At 49.1% G+C, this 17653-nt stretch carries 14 protein-coding genes; 6 read left to right on the top strand and 8 right to left on the bottom strand.

Annotation, left to right across the window (positions count from 1 at the left end):
• Positions 1-166 precede the first annotated feature (166 nt).
• On the top strand, positions 167-2665 hold the full coding sequence (locus tag BMW93_RS09550) for a M14 family zinc carboxypeptidase (protein ID WP_090374975.1): 2499 nt from the start codon (positions 167-169) through the stop codon (positions 2663-2665).
• Positions 2666-2861: 196 nt separating this feature from the next.
• On the opposite strand, the gene aroQ is transcribed toward BMW93_RS09550, so the two are convergent.
• Positions 2862-3278: a type II 3-dehydroquinate dehydratase gene (gene aroQ, locus BMW93_RS09545; protein WP_090374974.1), complete on the bottom strand. Its 417-nt coding sequence runs from the start codon at positions 3276-3278 to the stop codon at positions 2862-2864.
• Between the two features lie 34 nt (positions 3279-3312).
• Here aroQ and xerD point away from each other — a divergent pair, with 34 nt between their 5' ends.
• A complete protein-coding gene (gene xerD, locus BMW93_RS09540) occupies positions 3313-4209 on the top strand; it encodes a site-specific tyrosine recombinase XerD (protein WP_090374973.1) in 897 nt (298 codons plus the stop codon).
• Between the two features lie 4 nt (positions 4210-4213).
• Here the strand turns inward: xerD and BMW93_RS09535 are convergent, their stop codons facing one another.
• Positions 4214-4420, bottom strand: a complete 207-nt coding sequence (locus BMW93_RS09535) for a hypothetical protein (RefSeq protein ID WP_090374972.1) — start codon at positions 4418-4420, stop codon at positions 4214-4216.
• A 1-nt stretch (position 4421) separates the two neighbouring features.
• Positions 4422-4931: a histidine phosphatase family protein gene (locus BMW93_RS09530; RefSeq protein ID WP_090375097.1), complete on the bottom strand. Its 510-nt coding sequence runs from the start codon at positions 4929-4931 to the stop codon at positions 4422-4424.
• A 200-nt stretch (positions 4932-5131) separates the two neighbouring features.
• Here BMW93_RS09530 and sppA point away from each other — a divergent pair, with 200 nt between their 5' ends.
• Positions 5132-6898, top strand: coding sequence for a signal peptide peptidase SppA (sppA, locus tag BMW93_RS09525; protein ID WP_090374971.1), 1767 nt, complete (start codon positions 5132-5134; stop codon positions 6896-6898).
• Between the two features lie 51 nt (positions 6899-6949).
• Here sppA and BMW93_RS09520 read toward each other — a convergent pair whose 3' ends face one another.
• The 4 genes from BMW93_RS09520 to metH all read right to left on the bottom strand — a co-directional run bounded on the left by BMW93_RS09520 (position 6950) and on the right by metH (position 13945).
• The gene (locus BMW93_RS09520) at positions 6950-7873 is read right to left on the bottom strand and encodes a YihY/virulence factor BrkB family protein (protein WP_090374970.1); all 924 of its coding nucleotides are present in this window, start codon (positions 7871-7873) and stop codon (positions 6950-6952) included.
• Between the two features lie 159 nt (positions 7874-8032).
• Entirely contained in the window at positions 8033-9271 is a 1239-nt protein-coding gene (locus BMW93_RS09515) for a NupC/NupG family nucleoside CNT transporter (RefSeq protein WP_090374969.1), read from the bottom strand.
• Positions 9272-9366: 95 nt separating this feature from the next.
• Positions 9367-9921: a nuclear transport factor 2 family protein gene (locus BMW93_RS09510; protein WP_090374968.1), complete on the bottom strand. Its 555-nt coding sequence runs from the start codon at positions 9919-9921 to the stop codon at positions 9367-9369.
• 199 nt (positions 9922-10120) lie between these two features.
• Positions 10121-13945 carry a methionine synthase gene (metH, locus tag BMW93_RS09505; RefSeq protein WP_090374967.1) on the bottom strand — a complete coding sequence of 1275 codons (3825 nt, stop codon included), beginning with the start codon at positions 13943-13945 and terminating at the stop codon, positions 10121-10123.
• A gap of 188 nt (positions 13946-14133) precedes the next feature.
• Here metH and BMW93_RS09500 point away from each other — a divergent pair, with 188 nt between their 5' ends.
• Positions 14134-14610, top strand: coding sequence for an Lrp/AsnC family transcriptional regulator (locus BMW93_RS09500; protein WP_090374966.1), 477 nt, complete (start codon positions 14134-14136; stop codon positions 14608-14610).
• A 74-nt stretch (positions 14611-14684) separates the two neighbouring features.
• Here BMW93_RS09500 and BMW93_RS09495 read toward each other — a convergent pair whose 3' ends face one another.
• Positions 14685-15302: a PepSY-like domain-containing protein gene (locus BMW93_RS09495; RefSeq protein WP_090374965.1), complete on the bottom strand. Its 618-nt coding sequence runs from the start codon at positions 15300-15302 to the stop codon at positions 14685-14687.
• A 221-nt stretch (positions 15303-15523) separates the two neighbouring features.
• Here BMW93_RS09495 and BMW93_RS09490 point away from each other — a divergent pair, with 221 nt between their 5' ends.
• Both BMW93_RS09490 and BMW93_RS09485 read left to right on the top strand, forming a co-directional pair.
• Positions 15524-16138: an RNA polymerase sigma factor gene (locus tag BMW93_RS09490; protein WP_090374964.1), complete on the top strand. Its 615-nt coding sequence runs from the start codon at positions 15524-15526 to the stop codon at positions 16136-16138.
• Positions 16139-16223: 85 nt separating this feature from the next.
• Positions 16224-17576: a hypothetical protein gene (locus BMW93_RS09485; RefSeq protein WP_229240307.1), complete on the top strand. Its 1353-nt coding sequence runs from the start codon at positions 16224-16226 to the stop codon at positions 17574-17576.
• Positions 17577-17653 lie beyond the last annotated feature (77 nt).

Below are 17653 nucleotides of genomic sequence, written 5' to 3'. Positions count from 1 at the left end.
CAGATTTAAAAAAGCAACTCCTGACGGCAAATAAAAATCAATTAATTTTTAGTTAACTCATTTTCAACAACATTTAACACAAACTTTTTTTATCACTTCGCGCCGCATTGGTAATTCCGGTAACTTTTTAACTTTGGGTTTACCTACTTACGCCGTTTCGCTTCCAATGACCAGACTGACCCGCTTCGTTCTCCTTCTGCTCTCCATTCAACCCGTATTTGCACAAACTGCATTTGCACAAAATCAGACGCCCGATCAGTTCCTGGGCTTCCCGCTCGGTTCGAAATTCGCGTATCACCACCTGATCGTCGACTATTTCAAATTCACGCAGTCGCGGAATGCCGACCGGATGAAGCTTGTCCAATACGGTACTACAAACGAGGGGCGGCCGCTGATGCTTGCATTCGTGTCGTCGCCGGAAAACATCTCGAAGCTGGAAACGATCCGGACTAATCACCTGAAAAGTATCGGACTGCTGCCGGGAAAGGCGGATGCGAGCGTGCCGCCGATTGTGTGGCTGAGCTATAATGTGCACGGCAATGAGGCGGTGTCGGCCAATACGAGTATGAAAGTGCTTTATGAACTGCTCAACAAGGATAATGCGCTTACGCAGGATTTTCTCAAAAACATGGTGATCCTCGTCGACCCTTGCATTAATCCCGACGGTTATGAGCGCTACACGCAATGGTACAACCGTGTCCAGAACGCAACGCCCGATGTAACGCCGTTTGCACTCGAACACGACGAGCCTTGGCCCGGCGGGCGTTTCAACCATTATCTTTTCGACCTCAACCGCGACTGGGCATGGCAAACGCAAAAGGAGACGCAGGAGCGCGTGGCGCTGTATAACCAATGGATGCCCCATTTCCACGCCGATTTTCACGAAATGAGCCCAGCACGGAGCTATTACTTTCCTCCGGCTGCAAAGCCTTACAATAAGGACGTGACAGCCTGGCAAAGGCAGTTCAACGAGCTCGTCGGCGAGTATTGCCGCAAGTATTTTGATAAAAATAACTGGGCATACTTCACGCGGAACGATTACGACTTGTTTTATCCCAGTTACGGCGACACCTGGCCTACGGCTAACGGCGCCATCGGGGTCACGTACGAGCAAGGCGGGGGTGGGCGCGCAGGCCTTGCATTCGAGCGCGCGAACGAGCACGACACACTCACGCTCCATACACGCATAGCGCATCATTATGCCACAACCCTGGCGACTTTGGAAGCGGTATTGTCGCAAAAGGAAAAGATCGTTACGGAGTTTGTCAGGTTTCATCAGGATGCCGCCAATGCACCGACCGGGAATTTCAAAACCTATTTAGTCAAAGCGGGCGACGGCGAGAACATCCGGTCGTTCAGCCAGTGGCTCGACCGGCAGGGGTTCAGTTACGGAATTGCCGGAAAGTCATCATCAGCGAAGGGGACGGAGCTTACCACTTCGACGGAGCAGAGTGTCAAAATAAGCGATAATGACTTGCTCATCAGCGCCTATCAACCCAAATCCAATTTGTTACGCATTCTTTTTGACCCTATGCCGTCGCTGGAAGATTCGGTGACCTACGATGTTACCAGCTGGGGCCTGGCTTATATTTTTGGGTTGAAGGCTTATGGTTTGAAGGAAAAACTGACGCCTGTTACTACGCAAACTGCTACAATAGATAATGCTATTCCTGCTGCATTACCCTATGCATATCTTGCCAACTGGTCGGGTGCAGAAGATGTGGCATTTCTTGCTGAACTTTTGAAGAATGGGGTGCTGGTCAAAACTTCCAACACGCCGTTTGAAATGGACAAAAATTACCCGGCCGGAACGTTGATCATTACCCGGAAAGGCAACGAGCGCATTCCGTTCGATAAACTGGTTACATCACTTGCTAACAAGCATTTTGTAAGGCTAACGCCTGTTAAAACCGGCTTCGTAAGCTCCGGTCCCGATTTCGGGAATGATAATGTGGTCGCGCTCAAAGCGCCGAAAGTGGTTGCATTGGCCGGCGATGGCATTTCAGCTACCGCATTTGGCGCTGTATGGCATTACTTCGAACAGCAGATCAAATACCCGGTAACGGTTGTTAATGCGGCTAAACTGGCTACACTGCCTTGGAACGAGATCGACGTTTTGATCCTGCCCGACGGTCGTTATGGTGACATTATTCCGGATAAGCAGCTCGAAGTCATTCAAAGCTGGGTGAAAAACGGCGGCAAACTGATTGCCATGGAGCATGCGACCGACGCTTTGGTCAACAAAGTGGGGTTTGGTTTAACAAAAAAATTCTCTGAAAAAAGAAGGGACGACGATACATTCAAAAAGTACGGCGAACAACAACGCGAGGACGCCAGCGACTCCTCGCCCGGAAGCATGTTCCAGATCACGATGGACCGCACCCACCCACTCGCATTCGGGTGCGGCGACGCGTATTTTACCATTGTACGCGACGCCTACGAACGCGACTACCTCAAAGACGGCTGGAATGTGGGCTACCTGAAAGAAGACAACTACAAAGCTGGATTCGTAGGCACCAAAATGGCGGGCAGACTGAAAAACACGCTCATTATCGGCGCCCAGGAAATGGGCCGCGGACAGGTGATCTACCTCATGGACGACCCCGTATTCCGCGAAATGTTGGAAAAGGGAAAGCTGCTGTTTGGGAATGCGGTGTTTCGGTAATTTTGAATGAGTGAATGACTGAATGACTGAATGACTGAATGATTGAATGATTGAATGAGTGAATGAGTGAATTTTGATGGAGTCTTTAACCTGAGATCCAATAAACCACGACTTGCCTCATTAAATCACAAAAAAGTATTCGGTCACTCAGTCATTCAAAATTCATTCACTCATTCAATCATTCAATCATTCAAAATTAAAGAAAGTACCGCACCGCCAACTCATACCCCCTCAGCCCCAGCCCCGCGATTATCCCTTTGCAGCGCGACGTCAGGTAGCTATGGTGCCGGAACGGTTCGCGTGCGTGGATATTGGAAATATGGACTTCGACAGCCGGCGTCGTGACGGACGATAATGCATCCGCCAGGGCCACGGAGGTATGCGTATAACCGCCCGCATTGATCACGATCCCGTCGAATGAGAAGCCTACTTCATGGATTTTGTCGATCAACGCGCCTTCGTGGTTCGATTGGAAATAATGCAGCTCCACGTCGGGAAAAAGCCCTTTCAGCGTTTTGAAATAGTCCTCAAATGACTGGTTTCCGTACACACCGGGCTCTCTTTTGCCCAAAAGATTCAGGTTCGGGCCGTTCAGGATCAATATCTTTTTCATTTGCTTTGTAGCATTATTAAATTCTTCCTTCGCTATGTGGCAAAGCTACATCAAACATTTTAAAAATTACCTCCGTCTGGAACGCTCTCTGTCGGGCAATTCGGTGGAAGCCTATGTGCGGGATGTGGAAAAACTGGAAGAGTTTCTCGAACTGAGCAAAATCGATCTTGCGCCCGCACGCATACAGGAAGAACACCTTTCGGCATTCCTCAAATACATTGCCGAGCTGGGCCTAGCAGCGCATTCGCAGGCGCGTATGCTGTCGGGGATCAAGGCATTTTTCAAATATTTGCTGCTCGAAAACGAGATTACCGAAGACCCGACCGAACTGCTCGAATCCCCTCGCCTGCCCCGCAAGCTCCCCGATGTGCTGTCTTATGAAGAGATCGAAACCATGCTCAGCGCGATCGACCATTCCACGCCGGAAGGCACGCGTAACCGTGCCATCATGGAGGTTTTGTACAGCTCGGGCTTACGCGTTTCGGAACTGACGGATTTGCAATTAACCAACTGCCATTTCGATATCGGCTTCCTGCGCATTATCGGGAAAGGCGACAAAATGCGGCTCGTGCCGATCGGGAGAGAGGCTATTAAGTACACACAAATCTACCTCGACCACGTACGCGGTGATATTGCGCCCCAAAAGGGCAGTGAAGATATTGTATTCCTGAACCGGCGCGGTGGCCAGCTTTCGCGGGTGATGATTTTTCTGATGATCAAGGACACGGCCGAGAAAGCCGGTATCCACAAAAACGTCAGTCCGCATACGTTCCGACATTCATTCGCTACCCACCTCATCGAAGGCGGGGCGAGCTTGCGTGCGGTGCAGGAAATGCTTGGGCACGAGTCCATTACTACCACGGAAATTTACACGCACCTCGACCGCGACTACCTGCGCCAGATCATCACCGAGTTCCATCCGAGAAGCTGAGCGATTACTTTTCCACTTCTTTCAGCAACGAATCCAGTTTCAGCGAATCCGCGTCCGGCGTAGCGCCTGGCAATGCCCTTTTCAGCTGTTTGGGCTTGTTCCACGGCGCTGTGGTACGGCTCGACATGTCGTAGGAAATGTAGGCAAATAGCGCTACGAATGCGATAAAAACGAAAACGAATATTTTCCTGTTACGGTTTGGCTGCTCCATTTTACTGCTCCTCTTCTCTTACCTGCTTGGGTGTTTTGTAAAGCACCAACTCACCTGTTTTGGCAGATATTTCTTCCCATTTCTGATTTTTAAACTCGATAAACGCTGCGCTTCCCTTTTTCATGGAACCAATGCTGGCCCCGGACAGGTATTCCGCGAAATAGGTAATGTCCGGATTATGGCCGAACAATATCAGCGTCGAATGCTGCTCTGAAACCGTCGTTACCGCTTGCAGGTATGCCCGCGGGCCGCCGTCGTAAATGCCGTCCTGTTTCTCGATCGCGTCGACGGACACTTTGTATTGCCCCGCGATGATCTCGGCGGTCTTGAATGCGCGAGATGCCGGGCTCGACACGAAGATATCGGGCTTCACACCCTCCTGAACCAGCCATTTCCCCATCGCGAGCGACTCCGACAGACCTTTACTGTTGAGATTCCTGTCGAAATCCCTGATCCTGAAACTCTGGTCTTCGGCAGTCGCGTGCCGTACTAAAATGAGGGTCTTTTTCATGTGCTGGTTTTTTCTCCAAAAGTAAATAATCTGCTTTTCTAAAACTGCTGCTCTGCGCTGAAAAATTGGAACGGTAATTTTCAACCACTTAATGGTCGTAAACTACCTTTTGACATTATTTCGTCCACAAACCGCGACAATTAATACGTAATTTTGTTCCTTGATCAACTTATAGAGAAGAAATCCATTAGCAATAGATTATGTTACAATTCCTTAAATATGTCCTGGCGACGTTCGTAGGCCTTATCCTCTTTCTGTTCCTCTCGTTTATCCTCCTTGTTGGCATCGGTTCCGTTTTTTCTTCCGAAGAAAAAGTAGTGCTTGACGATAAATCAGTACTGAAACTCGATTTGAACCAGCCGATCCAGGAAGTAGGCGTCGATAATCCCCTCTCCGAATTCGGATTGCCGTTTACCGGCGAAGAAACGGTGGTGGGTTTGAAAGACATTCTGGACGCATTGAAAAGCGCGCAAACCGACGACAAGATCAAAGGCATTTACCTCAAAACAGAAGGCCCGGAAGCCGGATGGGCGACTTTGGAAGAAATCCGAAACCAGCTGCTGGAATTTAAAAAATCGAGGAAATTCGTAGTTACCTATGGCGAAAGCTATTCTGAAAAAGGCTATTACATTGCTTCGGTAGCCGATAAAATTTACCTTAACCCTGCCGGCGGCATTGAATGGAACGGGCTTTCGGCCGAATACAGTTTCTTCAAAGGCACATTCGACAAACTGGAAATCAAACCGCTCGTATTCCGTGTGGGCGAGTTCAAAAGCGCTATTGAGATGTTCTCGCGCCAGGATATGAGCGAGGCGAGCAAAAAACAATCCACCGAACTGATCGGCGCTATTAATAACAATTTCCTGAAAAACATTTCGGCCTCCCGCAGCATTCCCGTCGAGGAACTGAAAAACCTGGCAGATTCGCTGGCCGTCGAGAATCCGAAATCCGCATTGAAATACAAATTCATTACCCACCTCGGCTACCAGGACGAGCTTGAAACTGCTTTGAAAAAACAGCTCAAAGTCGATGCTGACAAAGGCATTTCATATGTAGGCGTGAGAAAATACCTGGAAGGGTCCAACTCGGCCGAAAAAGGCGATTTCAACAAACGTGTGGCTGTACTCGTGGCGGAAGGAGAAATTACGAGCGGCGACGGCGGCGATGAAAACATCGGTTCCGACAAGTTTGTAAAAGAACTGAAAGAAATCCGTGAAAACGACAAAATCAAAGCGGTAGTGATACGCATTAACTCGCCGGGCGGCAGCGCGTTGGCGTCGGATGTAATGTGGCGCGAGATCCAGATTACCGCGAAAAAGAAGCCGGTTATCGCCTCAATGTCTGACGTAGCGGCTTCCGGCGGCTACTACATGGCAATGGGTTGTGATACCATTGTGGCCCAACCTAATACGATCACCGGTTCGATCGGTATTTTCGGGCTGATCTTCAATGTGACCGACTTCATGAACAATAAACTGGGCATTACCTTCGACGGTGTAGGCACCAGCCCGCACGCCGATTGGCCGACCGCTACCCGTGAAATGACCGAATTCGAAAAATCGATGATCCAGAAAAGCGTGAACGAAGGCTACGAAACCTTCACCCGGAAAGCAGCCGAAGGCCGCAAAATGCCGGTTGAAAAACTGAAAAGCCTCGCGCAGGGCCGCGTATGGTCAGGCGTTGAAGCGAAGCAGAACGGACTCGTGGACGTGCTCGGAGGTGTAGACGACGCGATTAAAATTGCCGCAAAGGCTGCCAAACTGGGCGAAGGAGACTACCGTGTCAGATACTTCCCTGAGAAAAAGCGCCCATTCGATGAAATGATCGATAAGTTACTCGGAGACAGCGAAGAAAAGGCTAGCAACAAAGCCCTCGGCGATCTCGCTCCTTATGTGAAAATGTACAAGAAACTAATGAATATGGGCGGAATGCAGACACGCATGCCTTTCGAGCTGGTGATACGCTAGTCTGGTAATTCAAATACAAAAGTTTGGGCCTGCATTTAGTGCAGGCCATTTTTATTCCGTGATCTTCGCACCGGTTTTCCGATCTAGCTCCTGCCGGACGATCAACACGGCGTGCTTATTGGGTGCAATGGCTATGCCGTCCAGGCGCGCATATACTTTGGTAAACTCTGCCCCGAAATAGAGGATGATCGAAGAATAGTAAATCCAGGTCAGCAGGATCACGATCGAAGCCGAGGTACCGTAAGCCGCACCCAGGTCGGACTTCCCGAGGTAAAAACTGATGACAAATTTCCCGACCAGGAATAAAACTGCCGTAAATGCGGCCCCTACCACGCATTCCTTCCAGCGAAGATCGCCATCAGGCAGCACTTTGAATATTACCGTAAATAATGAGGTGATAATCGAAAGTACCAATGCGAGATTGACAATGTAAAATACGACCACCGATGCCTCGGAAAACAACGCTTCGAGGCGACTGCTGAGCAAATCGACCAGCGCACTGGCGCCTAGTGAAACTACCAGCAAAAACCCGAGGGTGAGAATAAGCGAAAAGGATATGAGCCGATTCCTGAGGTATTGAAGCCAGCCCTTTTTGGGTTTGGATTTAATTGCCCAAATAAAATTGATAGAGTCCTGCATTTCCGCAAAAACCCCCGTTGCACCCACCAGCAAGGTACCTATACCGATCGCAGCAGCCACTCCCGATTTATTGGACAGCTCCGCATTTTTAAGAATTTCCTGTAATTGAGAAGCGGCGGAAGCCCCTACCAGGCCACTGATTTGATCAAACAACTCACCCTGGATCGCGTCCCTGCCAAAAAATATGCTGAACACCGAGATAATGACCAGCAGCATCGGCGCCAGTGAAAATATCGTGTAGTACGACAGCGCGGCGGCAAGTTTCATTCCATTGTCATTGAGAAATTCATTGAAACTGTCTTTGAGCAGAGACCAGAAGAGTTTGATTCGTTTCATAGTATAATGTGTTGATACGGTTTTCCGGATGTTGACGGATGGTTGGTAAAAACTTCCATGCCAAGCGGGCAGGCTGTTTTCACGAAGAAACCGCTAAAAACGCAAAAAGAGCAACTATGTGCTCTTTTCATGTTTGTTTCAATACTTTTTTATGACTTTCTACAAAAGCAAGCCGGCAAGCGTAGCCGACATGTAAGACGCCAATGTACCGGAAATCAATGCTTTAAAACCGAGCCGCGCCAGATCCGCCCGCCGTGAAGGAGCCAACTCCCCAATCCCTCCAACCTGAATGGCGATGGAACTGAAATTGGCAAAACCGCACAATGCGAAGCTGGTGATTACGACCGTTTTATGGTCCAGGGTATCTCTCAATTTCACCATGTCCAGGTAAGCCACAAATTCGTTGATTACCATTTTAGTGCCCATTAACGAGCCTGCCGCCTCAATGTCCTTTGCCGGAACGCCCATAGCCCATGCGAAAATGGAGAATACCTTGCCCAGAACGAAATTGAAGCTTAGCTGAGGAAATGCAAAAATCCCACCGACATATCCCAGCAAATAATCGAGTAGTGCAACGAGCGCAATAAAACCGATCAGCATTGCAATTACATTGAAACCTACTTTAAGGCCCTCTCCCGCGCCTGCGGCAATCGCGTCCAGCAAATTAGCGTGTGTTTTCTGTATTTCCAGCTTCACCATTCCTTTGGTATCCGACTTATCCGTTTCGGGAAATACAATTTTAGAAATGACCAATGCACCGGGAGCGGCCATGAGGCTGGCTGCGATCAGGTAAGGCGCCGGCACACCTAATGAAATATACACGGCCATTACCCCACCGGCAATGCAGGCGAAGCTACCGGTCATGGATGCCATGAGCTCGGAGTTGGTCATGTTTTTCAGATAAGGCTTGATCATGATCTGCGCCTCCACCTGCCCCACGAACGTACTCGCCACGTTCGAGAGCGCTTCTGCGCCGCTTACACCCATAAGCCAGTACACGGCCCGCGCGATAACCGACACGACGCGCTGCATAATGCCCAGATGGTAGAGCATATTCACCAGCACCGCTACGAAAATAATCGTTGGGATAACTTTGAAGAAGAATACGAAATCGTTGCCCGGCCCGAATGCGCGCTGCATAAGCTCGGGCCTTACCAATGTACCGAAGACAAAATCGGCACCCTTATCAGAAAAGGAAAGCAACTTTTGAACTTTGTCGCCGAGCCATTGGAAGATCGACTGGCCAATGTCGGTGCGGAGGATAAATACAGCGAGCCCGAATTGCAGGCCCAGGCCCACGGCGACTGTACGGTAATTAATGGCCTTTCTGTTGTTCGACATCGCAAATGCAATGCCCAGGATCAATACGATACCCAGCAATCCTGTAAATCTCTCCATGCGTAGTTTGTTGTCACTTTTTAACCAAAGGTGCAAAATAACAACAAATTGGTCGCTTGGTGGCAACTAACTTAAAATATCAGGAACAGAGGCAATTATTTAGAAGTTTTGTCTGATTTTCCATCAGTTGTCATGGAGTCGGCCTGACGGTGAGCGATTTTCCAGACATTGTTTTCCTTCCGGAAAAGGACTGTCACATGCAAATCGGCTTTACGGCCATCCGCGAAGCGGTAATGCTCTTTTTGAATTAGGAAGCCTTGTGTAGCGCTTTCCTGGCTCGCCACTTTTTCGTAGGTATATGTCACATCTTTCGGAGGAGTAGCGACGGTATTGCTAAGACTCGCTTCAACCGCTTTCCAGCCCTTCGAATCGACATTCTCTGCACCTTCAAATATTGTAACATCATCCTGACGTGACCACAGTGACTTGAACATGGCCGGATTCCCCTTTGCCATTTCAACATTGGCTTTGTGAAGGTCGGCAACTGCAGCATCCCAGGAGGATACTGTAACGGCCTTAGGTGATGGTCTGCTGTCAAATCCGGCTCCGGCGGTGATGACTGGCAGAGCGCTTTCTCTTGTCATGCTCCTGTATTTGAAAGAAGATGCCAGCAGGATGAGAAGGATAAAGACTGAGATATTTCTTTTCATGGCTAATAAACTATTAAGTTCTCACTTAAGTGATGCAAATATCTGGCGCTTAACTACAAAAAAATAGCGTATAAATACCTGATTACGACACGGCATACCACCTAATTACGCCCTTTTGCGAAAATTAGTATGTTTTGGGCACAAAAAAAGAGAATAGTAACGAACTATTCTCTTTTTGCACTTTTTAAATAATACGATCTTAATAAGCGAGCACCGGCGAAAGCCACTTTTCGATTTCTTCTACCAGCATGTTTTTACGCCGCGCATAGTCCTCCACCTGGTCTTTATGGATCTTTCCAACCGGGAAATAACGGCTGTCGGGATGCGAGAAGTACCAACCACTAACGCTGCTTGCAGGATACATGGCGAAGCTTTCCGTAAGCGTAATACCGAGTTCTTCCGCGCCCAGCAAATCGAACAGACCGCGTTTTTCGGTATGATCCGGGCAGGCAGGATAACCAGGGGCCGGACGAATCCCCTTGTAATCTTCTTTGATCAACTCCTCATTTGTAAGGCTTTCCGTTTTGGCATAACCCCATAGCTCCTTACGCACCTTCTCGTGCATCAATTCCGCGAGCGCTTCTACCAGACGGTCGGCCAGTGCCTTGACCATGATACTATTGTAGTCGTCATGATCTCTTTCATATTTTTCCAGCAATGCTTCGATACCCACGCCTGCCGTTACCGCGAAACCGCCAATGTAGTCGGTATGACCGGATTCCAGCGGCGCTACGAAATCGGACAAGCAATAATTGGGCAGATTAGCCGCTTTCTGGCTTTGCTGACGCAAATGGTGCAATACTGCCGCTGTATCGGCAACCAGCTCACCGGCATTCAGGTTTTCGACGCCTTGCTGGCTGATTTTGTACTCGATATGCTGATGTGTGCCGTGGCGTTCGCAAGGCACCTCTCGCGTTTCTTCGTCGAAATGGTGCAATACGATGTCGTCCTGTATCGAGTTGGCCGGCCAGAAACCTATCACAGCGCGTGCTTTTAAGGTTTTATCTCGAATGATTTCTCCCAAAAGAACAGCAGCATCTTCATACAGCTTCATGGCCTCTTTGCCCACGACAGCGTCATCGAAGATTTTCGGGTATTTTCCGTGCAGCTGCCAGGTCTGGAAGAACGGCGTCCAGTCGATGTACTTCGCAATGTCTGCCAGGTCGTAATCGTCGTACACGCGCGTGCCCAGGAACTGCGGCTTTACGGCCTGGAAGCTTGTCCAGTCGATTTTAGCTTTGTTATCCCTGGCTTTACCAATCGGCACATGCGCCTTTTCGCCACCACGTTTCGAGTGATCGTCGCGCAGCTTCGCATATTCTGCTTTAATGTCCTTCAACACTTCGGCCTGGCTTTGTTCGCTTTGGATCAGCTTTCCGGCAACAGGCACTGAACGCGACGCATCGAGTACGTGAATAACAGGTCCCGAGTAGTTCGGATCGATTTTCACAGCCGTGTGAATGCGGGAAGTAGTTGCGCCACCGATCAGCAACGGCATTTTCATGCCGCGACGCTCCATTTCCTTGGCTACACCTACCATCTCGTCGAGCGACGGCGTAATCAGGCCGGAGAGACCGATGATATCTACATTATGTTCCAGCGCAGCCGCCAGTATCTTATCCGTCGGCACCATCACACCGAGGTCGATGATCTCGTAATTATTACAACCCAGCACCACACCGACAATGTTTTTCCCAATGTCATGTACGTCGCCTTTTACGGTCGCCATCAGGATCTTACCTGCCGAAGAATTACCTTCCTGTTTTTCAGCCTCAATAAATGGCTGCAAATAGGCTACGGCCTTTTTCATCACGCGCGCCGATTTCACAACCTGCGGAAGGAACATTTTACCTTCTCCAAACAAGTCGCCTACAATGCTCATACCATCCATTAAAGGCCCTTCGATTACTTCCAGCGGACGGTCGAACAGGAGGCGGCATTCCTCTGTATCTTCATCTACGTAGTCGGCAATACCTTTTACCAATGCATGGGAAATGCGTTCTTTGACAGGGAGCTCTCTCCATGAAAGGTCAGGACCGGTTTGCGTCTTGCCTTTATCTTTGACGGTCTCTGCATAGCTCACCAGACGTTCGGTCGAATCCGGACGGCGGTTAAGCAACACATCTTCCACCAGTTCCAAAACATCTTTCGGAATTTCATCATAAATGCCGATCTGGCCTGCATTCACAATACCCATATCCATTCCAGCCTTGATCGCGTGGTAGAGGAATGCCGTGTGGATTGCCTCGCGCACCGGCTCATTACCGCGGAAACTGAACGAAACGTTCGAAACACCGCCCGAAACTTTCGCATGGGGAAGATTTTCCTTAATCCACCGTACGGCATTGATAAAGTCAACCGCGTAATTATTATGCTCTTCCATTCCCGTCGCGACGGTCAGGATGTTGGGGTCAAAAATGATGTCCTCGGCCGGGAAACCCACTTCATCTACGAGAATGCGGTAAGCACGTTCGCAGATTTCGATCCGGCGCTCATAGTTATCGGCCTGACCTTTTTCATCAAAAGCCATTACTACCGTGGCAGCACCATAGCGAAGCACCGTCCGCGCCGATTCCTTGAATTTCTCTTCGCCCTCTTTGAGCGAAATCGAGTTCACAATGGATTTTCCCTGCACGCATTTCAAACCCGATTCGATCACCTCCCATTTGGAAGAGTCGATCATCAAAGGCACCTTGGAAATGTCCGGCTCGGATGCGATCAGGTTTACAAACGTCTTCATGGCTTCCACGCCGTCGATCATACCTTCGTCGAGGTTCACATCGATCACCTGCGCGCCGCTTTCGACCTGCTCACGCGCGATGGTCAGCGCTTCGTCGTATTTGCTTTCACGGATCAGGCGGGCAAATTTCTTGGAGCCGGTTACATTACAGCGCTCGCCGATGTTCACAAAATTGGTCAGCGAATTGATCTTCACCGGTTCGAGGCCCGAGAGCTTCATGACAGTTTCCGATACCGGCAACGGACGCGGGCTATGCTTGCCTGCGATGTCGGCGATTACGCGAATGTGGTCAGGCGTTGTTCCACAGCAACCTCCGATGATATTGATCAGGTTATCCCTCAAAAACCCGTCGATAACTTCGCCCATTTGCTCGGGAGTCTCGTCGTATTCGCCCATTTCGTTTGGCAAGCCCGCGTTAGGGTGCGCCGAGGTGTAAAAAGGCGATTCCTTGGCCATGATCTGCACATAAGGACGCATCAAATCCGCTCCTAATGCACAGTTCAAACCCACTGATAATAATGGTAAATGGGATACGGAAGTCAGGAATGCCTCGGTGGTTTGTCCTGAAAGAGTACGTCCGGAAGCATCGGTAATCGTTCCCGAAATCATGATCGGTAACGCCTGCCCCGGCTCGATCCGCCATGATGGCAAATGCGGCACCTTACCTGCCTTAGCATCCACGAAGAACTGGTCGATCGCGAAAAGCGCCGCTTTGGCATTCAATGTATCAAAAATGGTTTCAACGAGAAGCAGGTCGCAACCGCCGTCGGTCAGGCCCTTTATTTGCTCGTAGTAAGCTGTTACTAACTGATCGAAGCTGATCGCCCGGAAACCGGGATTGTTCACGTCCGGCGAAAGCGATGCGGTGCGGTTGGTCGGGCCAATGGAACCGGCCACAAAACGCGGCTTGTGCGGCTCGCGCTCGGTAAACTCGTCGGCCACCTCGCGTGCCAGCCGCGCCGACTCATAATTGAGCTCATACACGATCTCCTCCATGCCGTAATCGGCCATGGCGATGGTCGTACCTGAAAATGTATTGGTTTCGGCAATATCTGCCCCTGCCGCGAAATAGGCGGCGTGAATTTCTTTGATAATGTCCGGACGCGTCAGTGAAAGCAGGTCGTTATTCCCCTTCACATCGTGCGGCCAGTCGGCGAATCGTTCTCCCCGGTAGTCGTGATCCTCCAATTTATACCGCTGGATCATCGTACCCATAGCGCCATCCAGTACCAGAATACGGTTTTTAAGAATTTCGCGGATATCTGCTTTTTGAGTTGCTACCATAGTGTTTTAAATGTCTGATTATCATTTCGCCGGAAAAGCACATGCTTTTTGAATCAGCAAATTTAACCCAATAGATGTTTTGTTCAATAAAATCAAAAAATTCAGATTAATAGTCTGACACTTTTATCAAACCTAAATTATTTATCTATATTCGAAGCCATCTCGGAGTGAATAAAGATATTCTATCTATGCATAATCTGGACGATATTGACGCCAAAATCCTGCATTTGCTGCAACAGGACGCCACTTTGAAAACACGCGAACTGTCGGAAAAGTTGAACCTTTCCTACACACCCGTATATGAGCGGGTACGAAGGCTGGAAAAGGAAGGAATCATCAAGAAATACGTAGCGCTGGTTGACCGCGAGAAGGTAGGCAAGAAACTGATGGCCTTCTGCAACATTGCCCTGAAAGAGCATTCGAAGGTAATGGGCGAAAAATTCGTGAAAGCCGTGTCGGCGATGGGCGAGGTAATGGAATGCTTCAATATCTCCGGCGACTATGATTTCCTACTGAAAGTGGTGGTTGACGATATGTCGCAGTACCAGCAGTTTTTAATGCAAAAGCTGGGCTCGCTGGAAAACATCGGCAGCACGCACAGCTTGTTTGTTATGGGTGAGATCAAAAACTCGTCGGCGCTGGAAATGATACCCTCAAAAAAATAAATACGGCCCCGGAAAATCCAGCACCGTATTCCAACTCACCCCTAACAAAATATCTTTACGATCGTGATGATCAGTTAATGTCTCTTACGCGGACGCCCGAAAGCAGGCTTTTCCAATTCCTTATTGAATGATCCGTCGGCATTAAAAAGCAATATTTTCACTTTCTTATCCACCAGAATACCTACATAGTATTCGCCGGCATCGTTCGTCGCAGCCAGTTTAATTTCCGCTCCGGTATAGTTGGAAGTGATATAGGAACTCACATTAGCAGGCAACGCACTTACTTCGATCCTGGTCAGTTTCGCTTTCTTTACATGCTGTTTCAGCTCCGCTTTAAATGTACCGTCTGCATCGAAAAGCAAGCCTTTCACCGAGCCGTCGGCAAGCGCAATAGCCACTACGATTTTTCCTGATTGATCTTTTGCCGCGTATTTGATCTCGGAACCCGCGTAGGCACTGTCGATGTAGGCAGTCACCGCTGCGGGTAAATCTGCGGTCGCAACCTCCGTTAGTCTTCCTTTACATCTTCCCAACGTCACCGAGTCCGTCTCTACCGCAAGCCTCGCGGCTGATTCGACCACGCTTTCGAAATCACTCGCCTCATTTTCAGGGCTCAACGACTCGCTGTTCTTCTGACAGGCTATAAACCAGATGCCTGCCAGCACCACCAGTAAAAGTGAAACTTTTTTCATGATATACCCACGGGTTTTTGTGAAAGTATCAAACTGTTATCCGCCTTTACGCCCCCTACAATACCCATGTTGCATGCCTGACGCATTTTTTTATGTTTTTTTTCGCGACTACCTGCATTTCCGAAGCATCAAAACTTTTCGTATTTTTTTGCAACAGAATGGCGACCAGGGACGTATTCGAATGAGAGAAATTCTATCCCTGACAATTTGATACCCTGACTTTGCTTTTTAAAAGAAAAATATCTTTTAACGAAAACGACTTTGAGTCGGTGGTAGCGGCGTGTATTGCCGGGGATAACCAGGCACAGAGGCATTTATATAAACAGTTCTTCGGCTATTCCAAAAGCATTTGCCTGCGGTACACATCGTCGACGGAGGAAGCAGAGGAGGTTTTAAATGAAGGTTTTTTAAAAGTATTTAACAATCTGGGAAAGTACGACGCCAACCACCCTTTCAAGGCCTGGCTGCGGACGATCATGGTGAACACGGCGATTAGCTATTACCGCAAGCATAAGAAGCACACGGAGGATGTGATCGCCCTGGAAGATGCCCCTTATCCCAAATTCGATGAAGATGTCATAAGCCAGATCACTGCTGATGAAATACTGGAATTGATCCAACGGATCAAACCGGTTTACAAGAATGTATTTTTATTATACGTGGTGGATGGCTACAATCATCGTGAAATAGCAGACCTGCTGCAAATCAACGAGGCAACGGTAAGATCGCATTATGTGCGTGCCCGGGCTCGCTTGCAGCATTTGATCAAACAATATTACCCACATCTCTTCCCAAGTGATTGGGCTGTTAAGTCATTCAGAGGCAATGAAAACTAATAGATTTGAAAATACTATACGCCGAAAATTAGAGAGTATTGAACCGGACTTTCAAGAGCAGGACTGGGCCCGTATGCAAAATTATATGCAGACCCACACGCCGCCGACGTTCCTCCAACAATACGGATCCTGGATCGGGTACGCCGCCGCCGCCTCGGTAACGTCGGTGATGGCGTATATGTACGTCAACCAGCTCTCGCAGAACGATCATCTGGTGCGAGACGTCAAAAATCTCCAGAGCCAGATCGAGCTGATCCGTAACCAGCCTGCGCCGGTAGCGAAAGCCGATACGGTGTATGTGCTGCAAACCGCACCGGACGGCCGGAGCCTGCAAGCGACGTTGCAACCGCGGGATTACCGCCAGGGTGCGGCACAAAGACGTGTAGAACCGGATTTGGGACAGGAAGCATTGGCCAATGCGGAACCGGTAGGCGAAACCCCGGGATCGCAGCCGGAAGCGGTCGAAAGCGCTCATAATGTGCCTGCTCAGGCTGATGCCACTCAAAAATCAACGCGCCCGCTTCCCGAAAAATCGCGTGAAACGCTTGCCGCTGTTCAACCTCCGAATGAAGCGATTCAAAAAGAGTCGATTGCGGCGGGTGAGGTAAGCAGGACTTTCGGTAACGAATTCAGCATAACCGCTATTAACAACCCGGTGGAAATGCATACCAGCATTTCGCTGCAAAGGAAAATGCATTACGAGCTGGCAAGCAAGCTTACGGCAAGGCAGGTACAAAAGGCATTAATTGCCAATAATATGCAGATCGCGAAAGCGCCTGTGAGCGGTAAAAAAGCTGAACAAGTTGCTCAAACAGAAAGTGTAATTCCAAAACTGCCTTTGAAAACGCCGTACCGTTTCGGCGCAGGGTATCAGATCGAGGGCAATGGTCAGGGAAAAACGGTATTGGGTGAAGTAATTATCAAGAAAAAATTCTCGATCGCGGCGGGTATAACCTGGCTGAAAGTAAAACCAGCCGAGTTCTTTACCGAAACGGTTTTCAGGACCAAAGCCCGTGCGGATTTCAAGGAAACACATCCGGGGCAGGTACCGCTCATTTTCCAACTGTATAATATTAAAATTGACCAGAATGTAGTTCAGATACCGCTTACGCTGGCATTCCGCAATACGCTGAAAGACGATTGGGGATACTATGCCAGCCTGGGCACGAACTTCAAGGTTTCGTCCAAAGAGACCATTTCATATGATTGCCGCGGACCAAAAAATGAATTTTTCAACCAGAGCTTTACCAAAAAAGGAGACGTATCTCCGATCACTTCGATGAACTTCGCGGTGGGTATCGAGAAATCGTGGCACCCGATCGTGGTGCAGGCCGAAGGTTACTGGGTCAATTATTTCAAACCGCTCACTCCACTCCGGCAAGGGGCCGGGCCGGGCGTGAAAGTGAAGCTATTGTATCAGATAGGCCGTCAAATGTAGCTTTTACATATTAAGTTTCGCGGGCAGGGTATTGAAACTTGTCCGCGAAATTCTATTTTTGGCCTTTATTAACTCCC

The sequence above is a fragment of the Dyadobacter sp. SG02 genome, assembly GCF_900109045.1.
GTDB lineage: Bacteria > Bacteroidota > Bacteroidia > Cytophagales > Spirosomataceae > Dyadobacter.
Note: the sequence above shows the minus strand (reverse complement) of the source record. Positions and strands in the feature narration are given on the sequence as shown.